12 protein-coding genes are annotated in these 19,174 nt (G+C 65.0%); 5 read left to right on the top strand and 7 right to left on the bottom strand.

What is annotated here, in order from left to right:
* Positions 1-73: 73 nt before the first annotated feature.
* Positions 74-1,531, top strand: coding sequence for an AMP-binding protein (locus ACM9HJ_RS05440; RefSeq protein ID WP_416570683.1), 1,458 nt, complete (start codon positions 74-76; stop codon positions 1,529-1,531).
* 50 nt (positions 1,532-1,581) lie between these two features.
* Here the strand turns inward: ACM9HJ_RS05440 and ACM9HJ_RS05435 are convergent, their stop codons facing one another.
* Positions 1,582-2,241: a TetR/AcrR family transcriptional regulator gene (locus ACM9HJ_RS05435; RefSeq protein WP_416570682.1), complete on the bottom strand. Its 660-nt coding sequence runs from the start codon at positions 2,239-2,241 to the stop codon at positions 1,582-1,584.
* Between the two features lie 236 nt (positions 2,242-2,477).
* On the opposite strand from ACM9HJ_RS05435, the gene ACM9HJ_RS05430 reads away from it, so the two are divergent.
* From ACM9HJ_RS05430 to ACM9HJ_RS05420, 3 genes are all read left to right on the top strand, one after another.
* Positions 2,478-5,114, top strand: coding sequence for a TonB-dependent receptor plug domain-containing protein (locus ACM9HJ_RS05430; RefSeq protein ID WP_416570681.1), 2,637 nt, complete (start codon positions 2,478-2,480; stop codon positions 5,112-5,114).
* Positions 5,115-5,212: 98 nt separating this feature from the next.
* Positions 5,213-6,514: a spinster family MFS transporter gene (locus tag ACM9HJ_RS05425; RefSeq protein WP_416570680.1), complete on the top strand. Its 1,302-nt coding sequence runs from the start codon at positions 5,213-5,215 to the stop codon at positions 6,512-6,514.
* Positions 6,511-8,148 carry a carboxylesterase/lipase family protein gene (locus ACM9HJ_RS05420; RefSeq protein WP_416570679.1) on the top strand — a complete coding sequence of 546 codons (1,638 nt, stop codon included), beginning with the start codon at positions 6,511-6,513 and terminating at the stop codon, positions 8,146-8,148. The genes ACM9HJ_RS05425 and ACM9HJ_RS05420 overlap by 4 nt, the downstream gene beginning before the upstream one ends.
* Positions 8,149-8,154: 6 nt before the next feature.
* Here ACM9HJ_RS05420 and ACM9HJ_RS05415 read toward each other — a convergent pair whose 3' ends face one another.
* The 6 genes from ACM9HJ_RS05415 to ACM9HJ_RS05390 all read right to left on the bottom strand — a co-directional run bounded on the left by ACM9HJ_RS05415 (position 8,155) and on the right by ACM9HJ_RS05390 (position 17,083).
* On the bottom strand, positions 8,155-9,435 hold the full coding sequence (locus ACM9HJ_RS05415; RefSeq protein WP_416570919.1) for an MFS transporter: 1,281 nt from the start codon (positions 9,433-9,435) through the stop codon (positions 8,155-8,157).
* A 29-nt stretch (positions 9,436-9,464) separates the two neighbouring features.
* Positions 9,465-10,766: a glycoside hydrolase family 1 protein gene (locus tag ACM9HJ_RS05410; RefSeq protein WP_416570678.1), complete on the bottom strand. Its 1,302-nt coding sequence runs from the start codon at positions 10,764-10,766 to the stop codon at positions 9,465-9,467.
* Positions 10,767-10,796: 30 nt separating this feature from the next.
* Positions 10,797-12,398, bottom strand: a complete 1,602-nt coding sequence (locus tag ACM9HJ_RS05405; protein WP_416570677.1) for an AMP-binding protein — start codon at positions 12,396-12,398, stop codon at positions 10,797-10,799.
* A gap of 25 nt (positions 12,399-12,423) precedes the next feature.
* Entirely contained in the window at positions 12,424-13,128 is a 705-nt protein-coding gene (locus ACM9HJ_RS05400; RefSeq protein ID WP_416570676.1) for a TetR/AcrR family transcriptional regulator, read from the bottom strand.
* 68 nt (positions 13,129-13,196) lie between these two features.
* Positions 13,197-14,840: a carboxylesterase/lipase family protein gene (locus ACM9HJ_RS05395; protein WP_416570675.1), complete on the bottom strand. Its 1,644-nt coding sequence runs from the start codon at positions 14,838-14,840 to the stop codon at positions 13,197-13,199.
* The gene (locus ACM9HJ_RS05390) at positions 14,834-17,083 is read right to left on the bottom strand and encodes a TonB-dependent receptor (protein ID WP_416570674.1); all 2,250 of its coding nucleotides are present in this window, start codon (positions 17,081-17,083) and stop codon (positions 14,834-14,836) included. Before ACM9HJ_RS05390 ends, ACM9HJ_RS05395 begins: the two co-directional genes overlap by 7 nt.
* 229 nt (positions 17,084-17,312) lie before the next feature.
* Between ACM9HJ_RS05390 and ACM9HJ_RS05385 the strand changes: the two genes are divergently transcribed.
* Positions 17,313-19,109 (top strand): acyl-CoA dehydrogenase, encoded by a 1,797-nt coding sequence (locus ACM9HJ_RS05385; RefSeq protein WP_416570673.1) that lies wholly within the window; start codon positions 17,313-17,315, stop codon positions 19,107-19,109.
* The last annotated feature ends 65 nt before the right edge of the window (positions 19,110-19,174 follow it).

Genomic DNA, 19,174 nt, shown 5'->3' with positions numbered 1-19,174 from the left:
TGTCCGCCGGCCCAGTCGCACGAACCAAGAAAGCAGGCGCCGCGGGGAGGATTTCCAGTCAGGAGCTGTCGCAATGGCGAACGATACGGTCGCATTCTCATCCATCCTCACCCATCATGCGCGCCGATCACCGTCGCGGATGGCGTTGATCCTGGATGATTGTTCGGTGTCCTTCGAAGAATTGGATGTGCGCACCAACCGTCGGGCACGAATGCTGGCGGCACAGGGGGTGGGGCATGGCGATTTCGTGACGGTGGCACTGCCTAATGGCCTGGCCTTCTACGAGACTGTGTTCGCCATCTGGAAGCTGGGGGCCATCCCCAACATCGTGGCCGCCAAGCTGCCGCGTCCGGAGATGGAGGCGATCCTGGACATCGTCCGCCCCCGGATCTTCATCGGCAATCCGCCGGGGCCCGGCATCAAGGCGCTGGCCGCCGATGCGGGCGGCCTGGATCAATATTCCGCCGATCCGCTGCCCGAAGCCGTCTCACCGCACTGGAAGGCGATCACCAGCGGCGGTTCGACGGGACGGCCGAAGGTGATCGTGGATGCCATGCCGGCCAGATGGAACCCAGAGGAAGGGTTCCTGGGCCAGCGGCCGGGCGACGTGATGCTCAATCCGGGCCCCCTCTATCACAATGCCCCGTTCCACTGCATCTTCATGGGCTTGTGCGTCGGCAATACCATTGTCGAGATGGGCAGGTTCGATGCACTGCGCAGCCTGCAACTGATCGAGGCGCATCAGGTGAACTGGGTGACGCTGGTGCCGACGATGATGCACCGTATCTGGCATCTGGGGCCGGAGACATTGTCGCGCTTCACCCTGCCCAGCCTGCGCATGATGCTGCATATGGCCGCTCCCTGCGCACCCTGGTTGAAGGAGGCATGGATCGACTGGCTGGGGAGTGAGCGGGTACATGAATATTACGGCACGACGGAGGCGATCGGATCGACCATGATCTCCGGCACCGACTGGCTGGCCCATCGCGGGTCGGTCGGCCGGGTCCGCGACGGCTATCAACTGGCGATCCTGGATGCCGACGGGCAGCCGCGTCCCACGGGAGAGGTGGGGGAGGTGTATTTCCGCCCCCAGGGCGGTGCCGGGTCCACCTATCATTACCTGGGAAGTGCCGCCAAGCGCATGGGCGAATGGGAGGCGACGGGCGATCTGGGCAGCGTGGATGCGGAAGGCTATCTCTACCTTTCCGACCGGCGCAACGACCTGATCATCTCCGGCGGGGCGAACATCTATCCGGCGGAGGTGGAGGCGGCGATCGACGCGCATCCCGCCGTGCGCACCAGTGCGGTGATCGGGCTTCCCGATGAGGAATGGGGCGCACGGGTCCATGCCATCGTGCAGCCGCTGGCCGGGATGGACCTGGACGAGCGGGAAATCCTGGATTTCGTCGCCGAACGGCTGGCCCGCTACAAGCTGCCGAAAAGCGTTGAATTCACCGGCGAACCGCTGCGGGACGAGGCGGGAAAGGTGCGCCGCGCCGCCCTGCGCGATGCCCGGCTGGGGATGAAGTAGAGCGGACAGGCCGCCCCGTGCCGATGGGTCGGGGCGGCTTGTCCTTCCGGTTACGGCTGCCGGCGCTTGTAAAGCGCTTCGAAACCGCCGGCCATGAAGGTGACGAACCGTTCGCGCGCCGCCTCGTAATCATCCGAGGAGCAGAGATTGTCCGACAGCCGGTCGATACGGCCCGTGCGCGACAGGATCAGCGTGTAGGCGCCCGAGGTGAACTGGAAGCACCAGTAGAGATCGTCCAGCGGCGCCTCGGGCAGGGCCTTTTTCAGGATGCCGACCAGGCGGCGCACCGGCGGGTCGAAATAGGTGTCCATCTTCTCCGCGCCATAGCCGGGCGCATTGTTGACCTGGGCGAAGATGCGGCCGAAATTGCGCCAGCCATCGCCGCCATTGATGTAGATGTCGAACGCGCCATCATAGAAGGCCCGCAAGGCGCCTTCGACGGTCGGGCTGTCCCCCGTCGCCGCCTCGTACGCGTCCAATGCCGCCGACCGGGTGGTGACAGCATATTGCACGCGGCGTTCCCAGACGGCGTCGAACAGCGCCTGTTTGCCGTCGAAATAATAGTGAATCAGCGCGGGATGGATGCCCATCCTGTCCGCGACATCCTTGATCGTCACCCCGAAATAGCCGAGCTGGGAGAACAAATCCTCGCTCGTATCCAGGATCAGTTTCAAGGTCGCCGCCCGCTGTTCCGCGCGCGTGCGGCGCACCACTGGTTTCGGCTCTGTTGCCATAACCTCCGGCCTTTCTGACGGGACATGTCCGCTAAGGCATGGCCCCACCCCGTTCTTTCAGGTGAGACGATGGGGGCGGGGACCGCGTCCGGTCAAGCGATGACGTTGCCATCGAGAATTTTTATTTATCACTAAATGAATGAACTTGACGCACCGTCCGGGTTCGGGATATCGCTCTTCAAAAGCCACAATCAAATAAGGGAGGATATTGAATGTCAGGGGCTTGGAATGCCGCGAGGCATATCGCGCTGTCCGGATCGTCGTTGGCCGCCATCATGCTGCTGACGGCCGGGGCCGGATCGGCGCAGGCGCCGGGTGCGGCGGGGCAGGGAACCGGTGGTTCCGACATCCTGCTGGAGGAGATCGTCGTCACCGGGTCGAGAATCCGGGGCGTGCCGCCGACCGGTTCCAACCTGATCAGCGTGTCGCGTGACGATATCAAGGCGATCGGTGCGCCGACGACGCCGGACCTGCTGGCGAGCGTGCCGCAGCTGAACAGTTTCAACACCGCCCCGCGGGCTGCCAGCGCCGGATTCGGTCCCTTTGCGCCGGGCCTGCGCGCCCTGCCGTCCAGTGCCACCTTGGTGATGATGAATGGCCGCCGCCTGGTCGGTGCCGCCGCCAATGACACCAACCCCGACTATCCGCACCTGCCGGGCCTGGCGATCGAGCGGGTGGAGGTGGTGGCCGACGGCGCTTCCTCGGTCTATGGCTCCGACGCCATCGCCGGCGTGGTGAATTTCGTCACCCGCCAGCGCTTCTCGGGGGCTGAAGCCGATGTCCGTTACGGTGTGGCGGATGGTTATCATTCCACCTATGCCAGCACCCTGGTGGGGGAGGATTGGGGCAGCGGGTCGCTGCTGGCCGCTTACCAATATACCCAGAACGACAATATCACCGGTGCCGATCGCGATTACCGCGTGTTGGATTTCCGCCCCTATGGCGGTGTCGATACCAGGCTGACCAACTGCCCGTCGCCCAATGTGCTGATCCCGCAGACCGGTGCCGTCACCTATGCGGCCCCCAATTTCGCGCCCAACACCACCAATTATTGCGACAATGGCGCCACGGTCGACCTCTATCCCAGGACCCGCATGCATAGCGGTTTCCTGTCGGGCCGGCAGGAACTGGGTGAATATGTCACCCTGTGGGGCGACGTGCTCTATTCCGACCGCAAGGACAAGATCCAGGCCGCCCCGGCTATCCAGGCGGTGACGATCCGCAACACCAATCCGTTCTTCGTGGTCCCGCCGGGCACCAATGCCACGCAGGAGACGGTGCTGTTCCGCACCGACAATCTCTATGGTTCCGACCATGTAGTGAACCGGGATCGGGCGAAGGTCGGCAATTCCTCGCTGGGCCTGGACGTGTCGCTGCCCGGCGACCTGAACCTCAGCGCCTATGGCACGTTCGGCTGGACGACCAACACCGCCTTCATCCCCGACGTCAATCCCTATGCCCTGGCCGCCGCCGTGGCCGGGACGACAACGGCGACGGCGCTGGACCCGTTCGGCACGCGCACGGCACCGTCGGTGGCCGCCGCCATCACCGATTATTCCACCAATGTCACGGTCAAGCAGCGCACCTCGCTGGGGGCGGTCAAGCTCGATGGACCGCTGTTCGACCTGCCCGGCGGGGAACTGAAATTCGCCGTGGGCGCCGAATACCGGCGGGAGACGTTCGAACAGTCGGGCTTTGTCGGCTTCTTCCCCGTGCCGGAGGATCTGGGCCGGAACATCCATTCCGTGTTCGGTGAGATTTTCGCCCCCATCGTCGGGGCGGATAACGAGGCGCCGCTGCTGCACCGCCTGTCGCTGTCGCTGTCCGGCCGTTACGACCATTACAGTGATTTCGGATCGACCACCAATCCCAAGGTCGGCTTCAACTGGGACCCGGTGGCCGGCGTGACGGTGCGCGGCACCTATGGCCGATCCTTCCGCGCGCCGGGCATGCGTCAGGTCGGTGCGACGGTGGGTGCCTATTACCTGGATGCGGCCTCGGCAGCGGTCGCCGCCCGTGATCCGACGCGTGGCAACAATCAGGTCAACACCATCTATTTCCGGGGCGGCAATCGCGACCTGCAGCCGGAAAAGGCCCGCACCTATTCGTTCGGCCTCGACTGGCTGCCCAGCTTCCTGCCGGAGGTCCGGACCAGTGCGACCTTCTATGATATCCGCTTCACCGACGCGATCGGCGTTCCGGCCGCGACCCTGATGTTCTCCGATCCGACGCTGGCGTCGATCGTCTATCGCAACCCGTCCGCGACGCAGTTGGCCAGCCTGCTGGCCCAGGCCACGCCGGTCAATCTGCCGACCCCGCTGCCGTCGATCGGCAATGTGCTGGACCAGCGCCTGGGCAATTTCGGTATCCGGGAGACCAATGGCCTGGATTTCGACATCGGCTGGCGGCACAAGACGGATTTTGGCGCGGTGTTCGCGGGCCTGGCCGGCAATTACATCCTGAAATTCAAGACGCAGCTGTCGCCCGGTGCCCCCGTTTCCGACAATCTGGAATTGGGCCTGCCGCGGACGACGGCCAGGGCAACCCTGGGGGCCGTGGCCGGGCCGGTCAGCGTTGTCGGGTTCGTGAATTACCGTGCGGGCGTGGAAAGCACCTTCAGCACACCCGCCGGACTGGGTGTGTACAAGTCCGATCCCTATACGACGGTCGATCTGCGTGTCACCTGGACCCTGCCCGATAGCGGCATGACCCAGGGAACGGAACTGGCCCTGCAGGTCAACGACCTGTTCGACAAGAAGCCGCCCTTCTTCCCCGCGACGGACGGCATCGGCGGCAATTATAATCCCATCGGTCGCTTCGTAGCGCTCAACCTGCGCAAGGCCTTCTGATTAAATGTCAGGCATCCGGCCGAAGCCGCCCGCCCGTCCAGGGATGGTGACTTCGGCCGGATCATACAGGCCCCCGCAACGATAATGAGCGCCAAGCCATGACCAATGTCGCCAAATCCCCGCCACCGGACGCCCGTGCCTGGTACGTGCTGGGGGCGCTGTGCTTTGTCTATGTGCTGAACTTCCTGGACCGGCAGCTGCTGTCGATCCTGGCCAAGCCGATCCAGGATGATCTGGGCGTCACCGATGGCCAGCTTGGTTTGATCAGCGGGCTCTATTTCGCGCTGTTCTATTGCACCATCTCCATCCCCGTGGCCTGGCTGGCCGACCGCACCAACCGGGTGAAGGTGCTGTCCATCGCGTGTGCCCTGTGGAGCGCGGCGACGGTCGCCTGCGGCCTTTCATCGACATATCCACAGCTGGTGCTGGCCCGCATGTCGGTGGGGGTTGGGGAGGCGGGCGGCGTGCCCCCCTCCTACGCCATCATCACCGATTATTTCGCACCCGGCCGGCGGGGCACGGCGCTGGGCCTGTTCAATCTGGGCCCACCCTTGGGCCAAGCCTTGGGCGTGGCGTTCGGCGCCTCCATCGCCGCAGCCTATAGCTGGCGTAGCGCCTTCATCGTGCTGGGCGTGTTCGGCATCGCCGCCGCCCTCGTGGTATGGCTGACCATCAAGGAACCCAAGCGCGGCGGGCTGGACCTGCCGACGCCCGGTACGGTGCCGGGCGACGCGCCGGTCAAGGCCGGGTTCTGGGAAACGGTGACCATGTTCTTCGGGCGGCGCATCCTGCTGTTGCTGTCGCTGGCCGGCGGGGCGACGCAGTTCGTCACCTATTCGGTGATGAATTTCACCGTCCTGTTCCTGATGCGGGAAAAGGGCATGACCCTGCAGGAAGTGGCGCTCTATTACGCACTGCTGATCGGCATTGGCATCTCCATCGGCATGTTCGTGTCGGGCCGGCTGATCGACCGGTTCAGTGCCAAGTCCAAGCAGGCCTATGCCCTGATCCCGGCGATCGGGCTGGCGGTGTCGGTGCCGTTCTTCATCGGTTTCGTCTGGGCACCGGGCTGGGAACTGGCGCTTTTATTCCTGATCGGGCCCACCATCCTCAATTACTTCTTCCTGTCGCCGGCCGTCACCCTGGTGCAGGAGGAAGTGAAGCCGCACCAGCGGGTGATGTCGGGCGCCCTGCTGCTGCTGGTGATGAACCTGATCGGGCTGGGCCTGGGACCGACCTATCTGGGCGCCGCCAGTGATTATTTCCGGGCCACCAACCCCGACAATTCCCTGCAACTCGCCTTCTATACGCTGACCCCCTTCTATTTTCTGGCCATCGCACTCTATCTGCTGCTGGCTCGGATGCTGAAGGCGGACGCGAACCGGACCGGAGGTCAATGATGCGTCTTCTCCGTCACCTTGGCGCTTGCGCCGCTGCTGCTCTGCTGGCCGTCAGCGCCATGGCCCAGGACAATCCACGGGTCCAGGCACCGGCCGGCACCCTGGAAGGCCGCAGCAAGGGCGATGTCAGCATCTTCAACGGCATCCCCTATGCCAGGCCGCCCGTTGGCCCCCTGCGCTGGAAGGCGCCGGAACCTTTGGCGCCGTGGCAAGGCGTGCGTGACGCGGGTTCCCCTGGTCTTGCCTGCGTGCAGCCGAAGGTGACTGCCGTCAGCGTCTATACCAACCCGCCACCGGCCTCGGGCGAGGATTGCCTGACCCTGAATATCACCGTGCCGAAGGGGGCGAAGAAGGCACCGGTGCTGATCTGGATCCATGGTGGAACCCTGATCAACGGCCGCGGCTTCGGGGAGATGTATAACGGCACCGCCATGGCGGCACGTGGCGTGATGGTGGTGTCCATCAATTACCGGCTGGGCGTGCTGGGCTATATGGCGCATCCGGGCTTGAGTGCGGAGAATCCCGATGGGATTTCCGGTAATTACGGATTGCTGGACCAGATCGCCGCCCTGCGCTGGGTTCAGGACAATATCGCCGCCTTCGGCGGTGATCCCGGCAATGTCACCATCTCCGGTGAAAGTGCCGGGGCCCTGTCGGTGATGTATCTGATGGCCTCACCCTTGGCCAAGGGCCTGTTCGCCAAGGCCATCGTGCAGAGCGGCTATATGATCTCCGGCCCGGAACTGAAACAGCCCAATCATGGGGAGTTCGCGGCGGAGGCGATCGGTGCCTATATGATGGCCCAAGCCGGGGCGGCGGATGTGGCGGCGATGCGGGCCGCCGATGCGCAAGCCCTGGTGGATGTGGGCGCGAAGCTGAATTACTTCCCCCTGGGCACCGTGGACGGCAAGGTGCTGACCGGCCAACTGGTCGATGTGTTCGACCGGGGGGAGCAGGCGCCGGTGCCCGTTCTGGCCGGATTCAACGGCGGGGAAATCCGCACACTCCGCCACCTGCTGCCGCCCAAGCCGGCCGATGCCAAGGCCTATGAGACGGCGATCAGGGAGAAATATGGCGACCTGACGGACCTGTTCCTGCGGCTCTATCCGTCGGCCAACCTGGAAGACAGCATGCTGGCCGTCAGCCGCGACGCGCTGTACAGCTGGACGGCCGAACGGCTGGTGCGCAACCAGACGGCCCTGGGCCAGGGCAGCTATTACTACCTGTTCGACCATGCCTATCCGGCCACGGCGGAGAAGGGGTTGAACGCCTTCCACGCGGCGGAAATCCCCTATGTGTTCGGCACGATGGACCGTGTGCCGCCCTATTGGCCGAAGGCGCCGGACAGCCCGGCCGAACGCGCCCTGTCTTCCGCCATGACCGATTACTGGGCCAGCTTCGCCAGCACCGGCAAGCCCGTGGCCAAGGGACAGCCGGATTGGCCGCTCTATGGCAAGGAGGAAGGCTATATGGCCTTCATCGACAGCCCGCAGCCGGGACAGCGCCTGATGCCGGGCATGTTCACCCTGCACGAAACCGCCATGTGCCGCCGCCGGGCCGCCGGGACGATGCAATGGAACTGGAATACCGGCCTCGTCTCCCCGGTATTGCCGGCGAAAGGGAAGACCTGCTGATGCCGGTCAGTGCCGGGCCCGCCGGCCCAGCGCCATGACACTGAAGAAGGACACGGCGCACATGGCGCACAGGTAAAGCGATATGGATGTCGTCGACTGATAGTGCGCGAACAGGGCGGTGGCGATGATCGGGGCGAAGCCACCGCCCACCACGGAGCCGACCTGATAGCCCAGCGAGGCGCCGGAATAGCGGACATCGACGGGGAACAGCTCCGCGAACAAGGCGGCCTGCGGCCCGTACATCATGCTGATGAACAGCATCTCCACCGCGATGGCCAGGATGATCAACGGGGTGGAGGCTGTTTCCACCAGCGGGAACAGGGCAAACGCCCACAGCCCGCTGAGCACCGCGCCCAGCATGAAGATGCCGCGCCGCCCATACCGGTCGGACAGGCCGCCGCAGATGACCAGCACCGGCAGCATCATGGCGCTGGCCGACATCACCGCCATCAGCATGGTCTCCTGGGCGATGCCCAGGGTCGCGGTGCCATAGGCGACGATATAGGTGATGGCGATATAGAAGCAGGTATTGTTGGCGACGAAGGCGCCGCCGGCCAGCAGCACGTCGGGCAGATGGTTGCGCAACACCTTGGTCAAGGGCAGTTCCTTGGGCTCGTCGGGTGCTGTACTGACCTTCTCGAACTCGTCCGACTCATTCAGATGGCGCTGCACATAGGTGCCGATCAGCACCAGGACCACCGATAGCAGGAAGGGCACTCGCCATCCCCAGGACTGGAACGCATCGGGCGATACCGCCTCGCTGACCAGTAGAAAGACGGTATTGGCCAGGACCAGCCCCACCGGCACGCCGATCTGCACGAAGCTGCCATAATAACCGCGCTTGTTGGCCGGCGCGCTTTCGATGGCCATCAGGGCGGCCCCGCCCCACTGGCCACCCACCGCCAGCCCCTGGGCAAAGCGCAGCAGCACCAGCGCCAGCGGCGCCAGTACCCCCGCCTGTTCATAATTGGGCAGCAGCCCGATGCAGGTGGTGGCGATGCCCATGATCAGCAGGGCGATGGACAGCGCCCGCTTGCGCCCGAGCACATCGCCCAGATGCCCGAACAGGATGCCGCCCAGCGGACGCACGATGAAACCCACGGCAAAGGTGCTGAAGGCCGCGATCTGCGCCATGAGGGGCGGCATGTCGGCGGGGAAGAACTGTGCGGGAAACACCAGGGCGGCGGCGGTGCCGTAGATGAAGAAATCATACCATTCGATGGAAGCCGCCGCCCCGGCCGTGGCCGCGACCTTGGTGGTGGAGATGCCGCGCACCTTTGCCGTCATGGTCAATGTTCCCTCCCGGTCTTTTTATTTCAGTTGCCGCGGATCAGGCCGGCCAGATGTCTGGCGCTGGGCTTGGGCGTGCGGATGAAGCTGGTGCGATCGACGGCGACCAGACCGAAATGCTGGCTATATCCCTGGGTCCATTCGAAATTGTCGAGTAGAGACCAGTAGATGTAGCTGCGCACATCGATGCCCTCATGCAGGCACTTCTCCACTTCCGCCACGCTGTCATTCAGCCAGGCCACGCGGCGTGTATCGTCATCGGTGGCGATGCCGCTTTCGGTGACGTAAATGGGTTTCCTGGTTTTGGCGGCGGCCAGGCGGATCACCGATCCCAGGGCCTGCGGGTAATATTCATATCCCGCCGCCGTCATCTCCGCGCCGGCCGGCGCACCGGTCGGCCCCTTGGCATCGACGCGGATGCGGGTATAGGCCTGCACCCCGACAAAGTCGCTCTGGTTCACCGCGTCCCACCAGCCGCCATAGAGGGTCGCCTCTACCAGAGGTGCCAGACTGTTCTCCCCCACCGCCTCCACCGCCTGGGTGGTCAGGGTGACGCCGACGGGGAAGTCGCCGGGTCCAGCCTTGATCGCCTGATAGGCCTTGGCATGGGCCGCCAGCAGGTTGGGCTCGATCCGGTCCGGTTCCGCGAACAGGATGGAGGAGAAGCGGGGAGCGTTGGTCTTGCGCGCCGCCGCCGCGATCATCGCCACCCGCCTGGCGCGATGTTCGGGCGTGGCGGTCATGCGGAAGACCTTCACCAGAAGATGGATATTCGCCTCGTTGAAGGGCGACGCCATGCCGATCTGGTCGCCCAGGGCGCGTGTTGCGTGTTCGCAGAAGCGCGCGAACAGGTCGGGGCTGTCCGCCGCCTCCCACCCGCCGCGCTGGGCGAACCACAGCGGCACGGTGAAATGATTATAGGTGACGATGGGCAGCAGCCCGTGCGCCCGGCACGAGGCCAGGACCTGGACATAATGATCCAGTTCGGTCTGGGAGAACCGACCTTCCTCCGGCTCGATCCGCGCCCATTCGATGCCGAACCGGTAGCAATTCAGGCCCAGCGACCGGGCGATGGCGAAATCCTGGGCATAGCGGTTATAGCTGTCGCAGGCACTGCCGGACGGCTCCTTGAAGACCGTCTCCGGCAGATGTTCGAGCAGCCAGCTGTCGGAGTTGGTGTTATTGCCCTCGCTCTGATGGGCGGAGATGGCCGAACCCCACAGAAAGTCCTTGGGCATTAGGCGGCGCGGCACGGCGCCGGCGGGTGAGGGGCCCAGTGTGGCAGCCAGCGTCAGTCCCGCCAGCACCTGGCGGCGTGTCGTGTTCATCCGATCCTCCCCTGTTGTTCGTTTTGGCTTTCAGCCGTAATCGGCACGCAGGCGCGTCTTGTCGATCTTGCCGGTGGCGGCCAGCGGCATGGCGGGGACGCGCACCACTTCGTCGGGCAGCCACCAGGAGGGCACGCGGTTCTTCAAGGCCCCCAGCAACGCCTCATCGGCGATATCGGCGCCCTGGCAGGCCTCAATCACCAGCACCGGGCGTTCGCCCCATTTAGGATCGGCGCGGCCGACGACGGCGACCTGCGCCACCTCCGGCAGGGCGCCGACAATGGCCTCTATCTCGCCGGGATTGATCCATTCGCCGCCGGATTTGATCAGGTCCTTGGCGCGGCCGGTAATGGTGACATTGCCCTGGGCATCGATGCTGGCCAGATCGCCCGTGTCGAACCAGCCATCGGCATCGACCGCCACCTCATCCTGCCCGAAATAGCGCTGAACCACGGCGGCACCGCGCACCCGCAGCCGCCCCTCCCGGTCGCGCTGTTCGGGCAGGGGCACGCCGTCAGCATCGGTCAGCAGCAGATCCACGCCCAGCGGTGGCCGCCCGGAATGCGATGCCTTGCGCGACAGGGCCGTGGGGGTGGCCGCCGTGCCCAGGGGCGACAGTTCGGTCATGCCCCAGCTGGTCTGGATCACCACCCCCAGCCGCCGTTCCAGCCGGTCCATCAGCGCCTGCGGCACCGATGCACCCCCGATCATCACCCGTTGCAGGGACGGCGTTTCCCCGCCCATGCGGTCCAGATGGTCGGCCAGCCCCAGCCAGACGGTCGCCACCCCGGCCGCCACCGTCACCCCCTCCCGGTTGATCAGGTGGGCCAGGCTGGCCCCGTCCTGATGCCGGCCGGGCAGCACCAGTTTCGCCCCCGCCGCCGGGCCGGAGAAGGGAAAGCCCCAGCCATTGGCGTGGAACATCGGCACGGCGACCAAGACACTGTCGCGCGCGGTCAGGCCGCAGGCGTCGGCCTGAAGCTGATGCACGGTGTGTAGGTAATTGGAACGGTGGGTATAGGTGACACCCTTGGGCGCGCCGGTGGTGCCCGACGTGAAACACAGGCCGGCCGGCGCATTCTCATCGAACCCGCCCCAGGTCACGCGGGACCCGCGCATGGCCAGCAGATCCTCATACCGCCAGACGCGGACGGCCCCGCAATCGGGCAGGGGCGTGGCGGGGCCGGGTTCGGCCAGGACCACGACATGTTCCACGGACGGGCAAAGCCCGGTCAATGCCTGCGCCAGTTCCGCCAGATCGGGGCTGACCGCCAGCACGCGGTTGCCGGCCTGCGCGATCATCGCGGCCAGATGGGCGGGCGACAGGCGCGGGTTCAGCGTGTGGCAGACGATGCCCACACCCACGGCGCCGTACCAGCATTCCATATGCGCCTGACTGTTCCAGGCCAGCAGGCCCAGATTGTCGCCGGCCCGCAGACCCAGCGACTGCAACGCGCCGGACAGCAGCCGAGCACGGTCGCGCAGGGCGGCATAGCCGATGCGGGTGGTGATCCCGCCGCCGCCGGCCGTCACCACCTCCGTGGCGCCATGCCACTTGGCGGCATGGTCGATGAACCGGTCCAGCGTCAGCGCATAGGGCTGCATCGCGCCGGCGGGCAAGGGCGTGGTCATTCTATTGCGTCGCTCCCGAGGGGTGCTAGGGGTGCGTTTTTCGTTTCCGGGCTTCTTCGCGGCAGATCGCTTCGAAGCCGGCGGCCATGAACTTGGCCATGTGCCGGCGGATGGAGACGAAATCATTGGACGAACAAAGGCCGTGGGACAGTTCGTCCAGTCGGCCGGTGCGCGCCATATTGTGGGTCATGGCGCCGGAGACGAAGTGATAGCCCCAGAAGATCGTTTCCTCGTCACAGTCGGGCATGGCCTTCTTCAGCAGGTCGATCAGGGCCAGGACGACGGGGTTGAAATACTTGGTCATCTTCTCGGCACCCCAGCCGGCCGCGCTGTTGGCCTGGGCGGCGATCTTGCCGAAGGACCGCCATTGGTCCGTCTCGTCGATCTGCACGTTCAGATCGGCGTCGATCCAGGCGGCAAGCGCACCTTCCACCGTGATCTTGTCGCCCACTTCCTCGGCATAGCGCCGCATCGCCTCCAGGCGGTTGCGGGCGGAGATCGGGGCCTTGCGGGCCCAGACCGCCTCGCAGATGCTGTCCTTGCCGCTGAAATGGTAATGGATCAGCGTTGATGAGACGCCGACATGCGCGGCGACATCCTTCAGCGTGAAGCCGTGATAGCCGAATTCGGCGAACAGCTGCTCGGCCGCGTCCAGGATGCGCTCGATGGATTCTTCCCGGACGCGGGCCTTGTGGTTCTTGCCACGGGCAGGTTTTTCAACGTCGCTCATAAGTCTCCAAACTCCCGCCTTGGGCCGTCGGGGCGGCGACCCTCGCCACCCCGCCAATCCCAGTACGGTTAAAAGGCCGAGAACCCGATGTCGAGCCGCCAGGCGCGACCTTGGCGGCGCCGGCTGTCCACCAGCGTGTCGGCAAGGGTGAAGGCACCGGCCTGCAGACCGCGCTGGGCGGTGGGAAGGTCGGCAATGTCGAGATATCCAGCCTCACCCGCCACATAACGTGGCCAGGAAGCCTCGCCCTTGGCCACAGGCACGCCATCGCGGACGAAGGACAGCCAGTAACCCATCATCGCCGCTGACAGCCTTGCTTCCGCATCATTCAGCGGCGGGCGCGGCCAGTTGGGTCCCAATGCCGCGTTCGGCCCGACCTGACCGAACATGTAAGGCAACTCGCTGGCATGGAAGGCCGCCAGCTTGCGTTCCACCTGTGCCGGCGTGCTGTGCCGGAAATAATAGAGATAGGCTGGCAGTCCCGCCGCCGCCTGCTGGCGCGCCATATATTGCGCGGCCCAGCCATAGAGCCCGTCACGGATGGAAGCGGCCGCATCCTCCTTCGGATCGTCGCCGGGATAGACCGCCAGATAGGCGTCGGCCTGCGTCCCGAAGCGGCGGCGTATATCTGCCTCATATGCCGCCTTGGTGTCGGACACGCCCTTGGGCATCAGGAAGGGCAGGGATCTGATCTCCCCCTCGTTGAAGCCGGCCAGGATCGCGACCTTGGCTTGTTCGCCGGCCGCGAACGTGTCGGCCAGTTGGCGCTTCAGCACCACCCCGTCGATCACCGGTTCCGGTGCCCAGCCCGTGGCCATGCCGGCCTTGAACAGGGTCACCAGATCGGCGGCGCGCAGCGATGCGGCATCGGTGACACCCGCCAGCTTGCCGAGCGCTGCCCCCGCCGCCTCGGCGGACGGCAGGCCCAACACATCTTCCTTCAAGGCACGGTAGGCGGGCATGTAACCGCTTTGCGAGATCGCCCCGCGGAACAGGCCGTTCGCCTGCGGGCTGGCCACCAGGGCGATGGCGCTCAGTGCACCGGCGGACTCCCCGGCGATGGTGACCTTGGCCGGGTCCCCGCCGAAGGCGGCGATATTGTCGCGCACCCAGCGCAGCGCCAGGATCTGGTCCATCAAGCCATAATTGCCCGACAGCTTGTCCGGGGATTCGGCACTGAGCGCCGGATGGGCCAGATAGCCCAGCAATCCCAGCCGATAATTGATGGAAACCAGGATCACGCCCTGCTGCGCGATCCTGGTGCCATCATACAGTGGTTCGGAACTGCTGCCCCCCACCAGGGCGCCGCCATGGATCCAGACCATGACCGGCAGCCCCTTGGCCTTGGCCGGTACCCAGACATTCAGGGACAGGCAATCCTCCCCCATCGGGGCCATGCCGCCATAATAGACGCTGGTCGGCACCGGTGGCGGCTGCAGGCAGGCATTGCCGAAGTTCTTGGCATCGCGCACGCCCTGCCACGGCTTGGCCGGCAGCGGGGCCTTCCAGCGCAGGTCGCCCACTGGCGGCTGGGCATAGGGGATGCCCTTGTAGGCGGCGACCCCGTCGCCCGACATCCCCTGCAGGATGCCGTCGGCGACGCGGACCTGCGGCGGTGTATCGGCCAGCACAGGCAGGCCGCATGCGACGGCCGCGCACAGGCTGGCAAAAACCAGCCAGCCGCGCAGGCCCTTCACGCCCGCGCTCACCATAGGCTGTACCCCAGGCGCACGCCGACGGTCAGCGGCCGCGTGATAGCGTGGCGGCTATAGACGAAGGCTTCGGGATGGACATAGGTGACGGCGTGCTTGTTGGTCAGGTTCTCCCCATAAAGCGTGACGCTGACATCCCCGAACGTCGCCCCGGTCTGCATGTTCAGCAGCGTATAGGCATCGGTACTGGCATAGGTGGCGCGGGGCAGGCCCGCCGTGCCCGGCGTATTGGGGAAGCCGACGGGGAACGAGCCGACATGCTGTACCTGGAAGCTGGTGAAGGCCGGCTTGTCGTCCAGGATCGTGTAGCTGTAGGTGCCGAAGAACGATCCCTGCAGGTGCGGTGAAGCCAGCCGGACACCATCCACGGCACCGGAGATCTGTGCCTCCTGCGCCGACAGCTTGGTGACCTTGGCCTCGTTCAGGGCGGCGTTCAGGCCCAGGGTCAGGCGCGGAATGGGCCGCAACGTCACCTCCGCTTCCAGCCCCTTGCTGACCGCGCGGCCGATATTGGTGGCGAACTGCACGCTATCCGAAACGCGGTTGGCCTGGACCTGCAAATTCTTCCAGTCGATGTAATAGGCGGCCAGGTTGGCGGTCAGCTTGCCATCCAGCCAATAGCCCTTCACCCCGGCCTCGTAATTGGTCAGGTCGTCGGAGCTGGCGCCCGGCGGGATGACCAGATCGTTGGGGTTGACGGTGCTGACGCTGCCGGCGCGGGCATTGAACACCGGCGTGCGATAGCCAGTGGACACCGTGGTGTAGAGCGTCAGGTCGTGCGACGGCTCATAGGAAAGGCTGGCCTTCCAGGATGATTTCGTCGCCGACGGATATTCACGCGTCACCGGTGCCGTCGGCACCAGGGCCAGCGGCCCGCGGATGCCGGCCAGGGCATAGGTGAAATAAGCCGAACTGAAGCCCGACAGCACGTCCACCGTCGTCTTGTACTTGCCATAGCGCAACCCGCCGATGGCCGACAGTTGATCGGTGATGTGCCAGGTCAGTTCCCCGAACCCGGCCAGTTCGTAGGAACTGGCGTCGGTGACATTGGACAGGAACGTGCCGCTCGGCCCCAGCCCGGTGATGCCCCGCGCGGCCAGGAATTCCGGCGTCGATGCTTGGCGCGCATCCAGGAACTGGTCGCGATGTAGGTAATAGGCGCCCACCGTCCAGTCGAATTTGCCGCCGGTATTGGAGACCAGCCGCGTCTCCTGCACGAAGTTCTTCCAGATGCCGGTATTGAACAGGTCGAAGGGCACGGCCAGCGCGAAGGTGCCGGCCAGGTCGACGTCGAAATGACCCTTCTGGTGGCCATAGCTGGTCGAACTGGTCAGATGCGCCCAGTCGAAATCATAATCCAGCGTGGCATTGTAAAGCTGGGTCTGCGACGTGTAGAGGTCCGGCATCTTGGTGTAGCGCTTGCGCTCGCCCAGCGCCGGGGTGACCAGCGAGGCATCGCGCGGCTGGCTGTCCTCGTACAGCGCCATCACCCGCAGGCTGAGGCGGTCCGTGGGCTTCCACAGCATGATCGCCCGGCCGCCCCAGCTTTCCAGGGAATTGGAATTCTTCTTCCCCAGCCCGACATTGTCGATATAGCCATCTTCGTTGCGATAGAAGCCGACGACACGCAGGCCCAGCTTGTCTTCCACCAGCGGCACATTGACCATGCCGTTATAGCGCTGGCGCAGCCCTTCCGACGCGGGCGTATAGCCGCCATCCACCGACAGGGCCGTATCGGTCTTGGTCAGATCGGGGCTCTTGGTCAGCATGCGCAGCGCACCGGAGAGAGAGCCGGAGCCGAACAGCGTGCCCTGCGGCCCGCGCAGGAATTCCACCCGTTCCATGTCGAACAGGGACGGGTCCAGTGTCACCGAATTGCCGATGGTGGTCAGCGGCAGGTCGTCCAGATAGATGGTGGTCGTGCTCTGCAGCCCGGCGTCATAGCCATTGACCGAAATGCCGCGGGTGGTGACGGAAAGATTGTTGCTGCTGCGATGGTCCATGACCACGCCCGGCGTCGCCTTGGCGATGCCTTCGACGCCGACAATGCCCTTCTGGGTCAGTTCGGCCTGGGTGAAGGCGGTGATGGAAAGCGGGACATCCTGCAGGCGTTCGGCGCGGCGGGTCGCCGTCACCACGATCTCTTCCAGCACGATATTGTTGTCGGAAGGGGTCTGCGCGACGGACGCGGACGCACCGACCAGCAGCGCCGCCAGCGACGCTGTGCAAGCTCTATATCTCAATTTTTCCTCCCTGTTAGCGGCTGCGCCTTGGTGACGCTTTTGCGCGAACGGTCTGACGTTCTCATACCGTCCGGTGATCGTCAATACTGACTGACGCGGAAGTCAGTATTGAATCTCGACCTCATCCTGTCCAGTCATAAAATTGGTACGAACGATCAAAAAATCTTGACCACTGGATCGGGCTGCCCGTATTCCATCGGCGATACAGAACCTGACCGGAGTGGCCCCGATGTCCCTGATCGTTCATCGCCGGAATATCGACTTCCTGCTTTACGAGACGTTGGGCTTCGACAGGGTTTTGGCCGCACCCCGCTTTGCCGCCTATGACCGTGTGGCCGTCGACGCGGTGCTGGATGCCACCCAGGCCATCGCGGAGAAGGAATTTTTGCCCTGCGCCGCCGATCTGGACGCGCATGAGCCGCATTTCACTGACGGTCGCGTTCTGGTCGATGCGCGGGTGAAGCAGGCCCTGGATGCCTGTGCGCAGGCCGGCCTGTTCTCCGCCGGCTTTAATGAGGAGGTGGGCGGGCTGGGGATGCCCACCACCGTGACCATGCTGATCAACGGTATCCTGGCAGCCGCCAATATCTCCATCGCCAATTACCAACTGCTGACCGTGGCTGCCGCCAACATGCTGGCGACATTTGGTACGGATGAACAGAAATCATCGTTCCTGCCGCCGATGCTGGAGGGGCGCTGGTTCGGTACCATGTGCCTGTCGGAACCGCAGGCGGGATCGTCGCTCTCCGATATCCGCACCCGTGCGGAGCCCTTGGACGGCCGCCTGCACCGCATCACCGGCACCAAGATGTGGATCTCCGGCGGGGATCAGGATCTGACGGAAAACATCGTCCATATGGTGCTGGCCCGCCGGCCGGACGGGCCGCCCGGCGTGAAGGGCCTGTCGCTGTTCATCGTGCCGAAATACCGGCTGAACCCCGACGGCAGCCCCGGGGCCTTCAACAATATCGCGCTCGCCGGCCTGAACCATAAGATGGGTCAGCGCGGCACGACCAATTGCCTGCTGAATTTCGGGGAGCAGGGGGATTGTCACGGCTATCTGCTGGGCGAGGCGCACCAGGGCCTTGCCTGCATGTTCCATATGATGAATGAGGCGCGGATCGGCGTCGGCGCCAATTCCACCATGTCGGCTCTGGCCGGCTATCTCTATTCCCTGGACTATGCCCGCACCCGTCCGCAGGGCCGCGCCTTGCGCAACAAGGATGCGACCACGCCGCAGGTGGCGATCATCGAACATGCCGATGTCCGCCGCATGCTGCTGGCCCAGAAGGCGGCGGTGGAAGGCGCGCTGGCCCTGTCCTGCTATTGCACGATGCTGGTCGACCGGATGGCGACCGCCGCGGAGGAGGCGGAGCGGCGCGACCTGCATCTGCTGCTGGAACTGCTGACCCCGATGGCCAAGTCCTGGCCGGCTGAACATTGCCTGGAGGCCAACAAGCTGGCCATCCAGATACTGGGCGGATATGGCTATACGCGTGACTATCCGGTGGAACGCCATTACCGCGACAACCGCCTGAACGCCATCCATGAGGGGGCCTATGGCATCCATGGGCTGGACCTGCTGGGCCGCAAGGTGCGGATGGAAGGCGGATGGGCCGTGGATTTGCTGGTCCTGGAGATCGGCCAGACCCAGGACGCGGCGGAGGCCGATGGCACCTTCGCGCAAGAGGTGGACGCCCTGCACGCCGCCCTGGCAGGCCTGGGCCGGGCTACCCGCACCGTCCTGGCCTGTGCGGATGCCGAACGCGGGCTGGCCAATGCCACGCTCTACCTGGATGCGTTCGGCCAGATCGTCATCGCCTGGCTGTGGCTGAAACAGGCCGTGGCCGCCAGCACGGCCCTGCAAGCCGGGACGGCGGAAGATGACTTCTACCGCGGCAAGATCGCCGCCTGCCGGTATTTCTTCCGTTTTGAGCTGCCGCGTGCCTTGCCCCAGCTCGGTCTGGTGGAACGGATGGACAGCACCTGCCTGGATGTCACTCCGGCCCAGTTCCTGGGTGGCTGAGCGCGGGGCTTGCCGTTTGAGGATGCGGGACGGTAGGTTTCGCGCCGTCAGAGACAGCGCCATGG

The sequence above is a fragment of the Niveispirillum sp. KHB5.9 genome (assembly GCF_048066115.1).
Lineage (GTDB): Bacteria > Pseudomonadota > Alphaproteobacteria > Azospirillales > Azospirillaceae > Niveispirillum.
The sequence above is the reverse complement of the archived record's forward strand: the minus strand, read 5'-3'. Positions and strand labels throughout refer to the sequence as shown.

Excerpts from the sequence above, each read along its gene's own strand:
- ACM9HJ_RS05430 (WP_416570681.1), top strand. The coding sequence starts at position 2,478 with ATGTCAGGGGCTTGGAATGCCGCGAGGCATATCGCGCTGTCCGGATCG.
- ACM9HJ_RS05385 (WP_416570673.1), top strand. The coding sequence starts at position 17,313 with ATGTCCCTGATCGTTCATCGCCGGAATATCGACTTCCTGCTTTACGAG.
- ACM9HJ_RS05405 (WP_416570677.1), bottom strand. The coding sequence starts at position 12,398 with ATGACCACGCCCTTGCCCGCCGGCGCGATGCAGCCCTATGCGCTGACG.
- ACM9HJ_RS05410 (WP_416570678.1), bottom strand. The coding sequence starts at position 10,766 with ATGAACACGACACGCCGCCAGGTGCTGGCGGGACTGACGCTGGCTGCC.
- ACM9HJ_RS05440 (WP_416570683.1), top strand. The coding sequence starts at position 74 with ATGGCGAACGATACGGTCGCATTCTCATCCATCCTCACCCATCATGCG.
- ACM9HJ_RS05415 (WP_416570919.1), bottom strand. The coding sequence starts at position 9,435 with ATGACGGCAAAGGTGCGCGGCATCTCCACCACCAAGGTCGCGGCCACG.
- ACM9HJ_RS05420 (WP_416570679.1), top strand. The coding sequence starts at position 6,511 with ATGATGCGTCTTCTCCGTCACCTTGGCGCTTGCGCCGCTGCTGCTCTG.
- ACM9HJ_RS05400 (WP_416570676.1), bottom strand. The coding sequence starts at position 13,128 with ATGAGCGACGTTGAAAAACCTGCCCGTGGCAAGAACCACAAGGCCCGC.
- ACM9HJ_RS05395 (WP_416570675.1), bottom strand. The coding sequence starts at position 14,840 with ATGGTGAGCGCGGGCGTGAAGGGCCTGCGCGGCTGGCTGGTTTTTGCC.
- ACM9HJ_RS05425 (WP_416570680.1), top strand. The coding sequence starts at position 5,213 with ATGACCAATGTCGCCAAATCCCCGCCACCGGACGCCCGTGCCTGGTAC.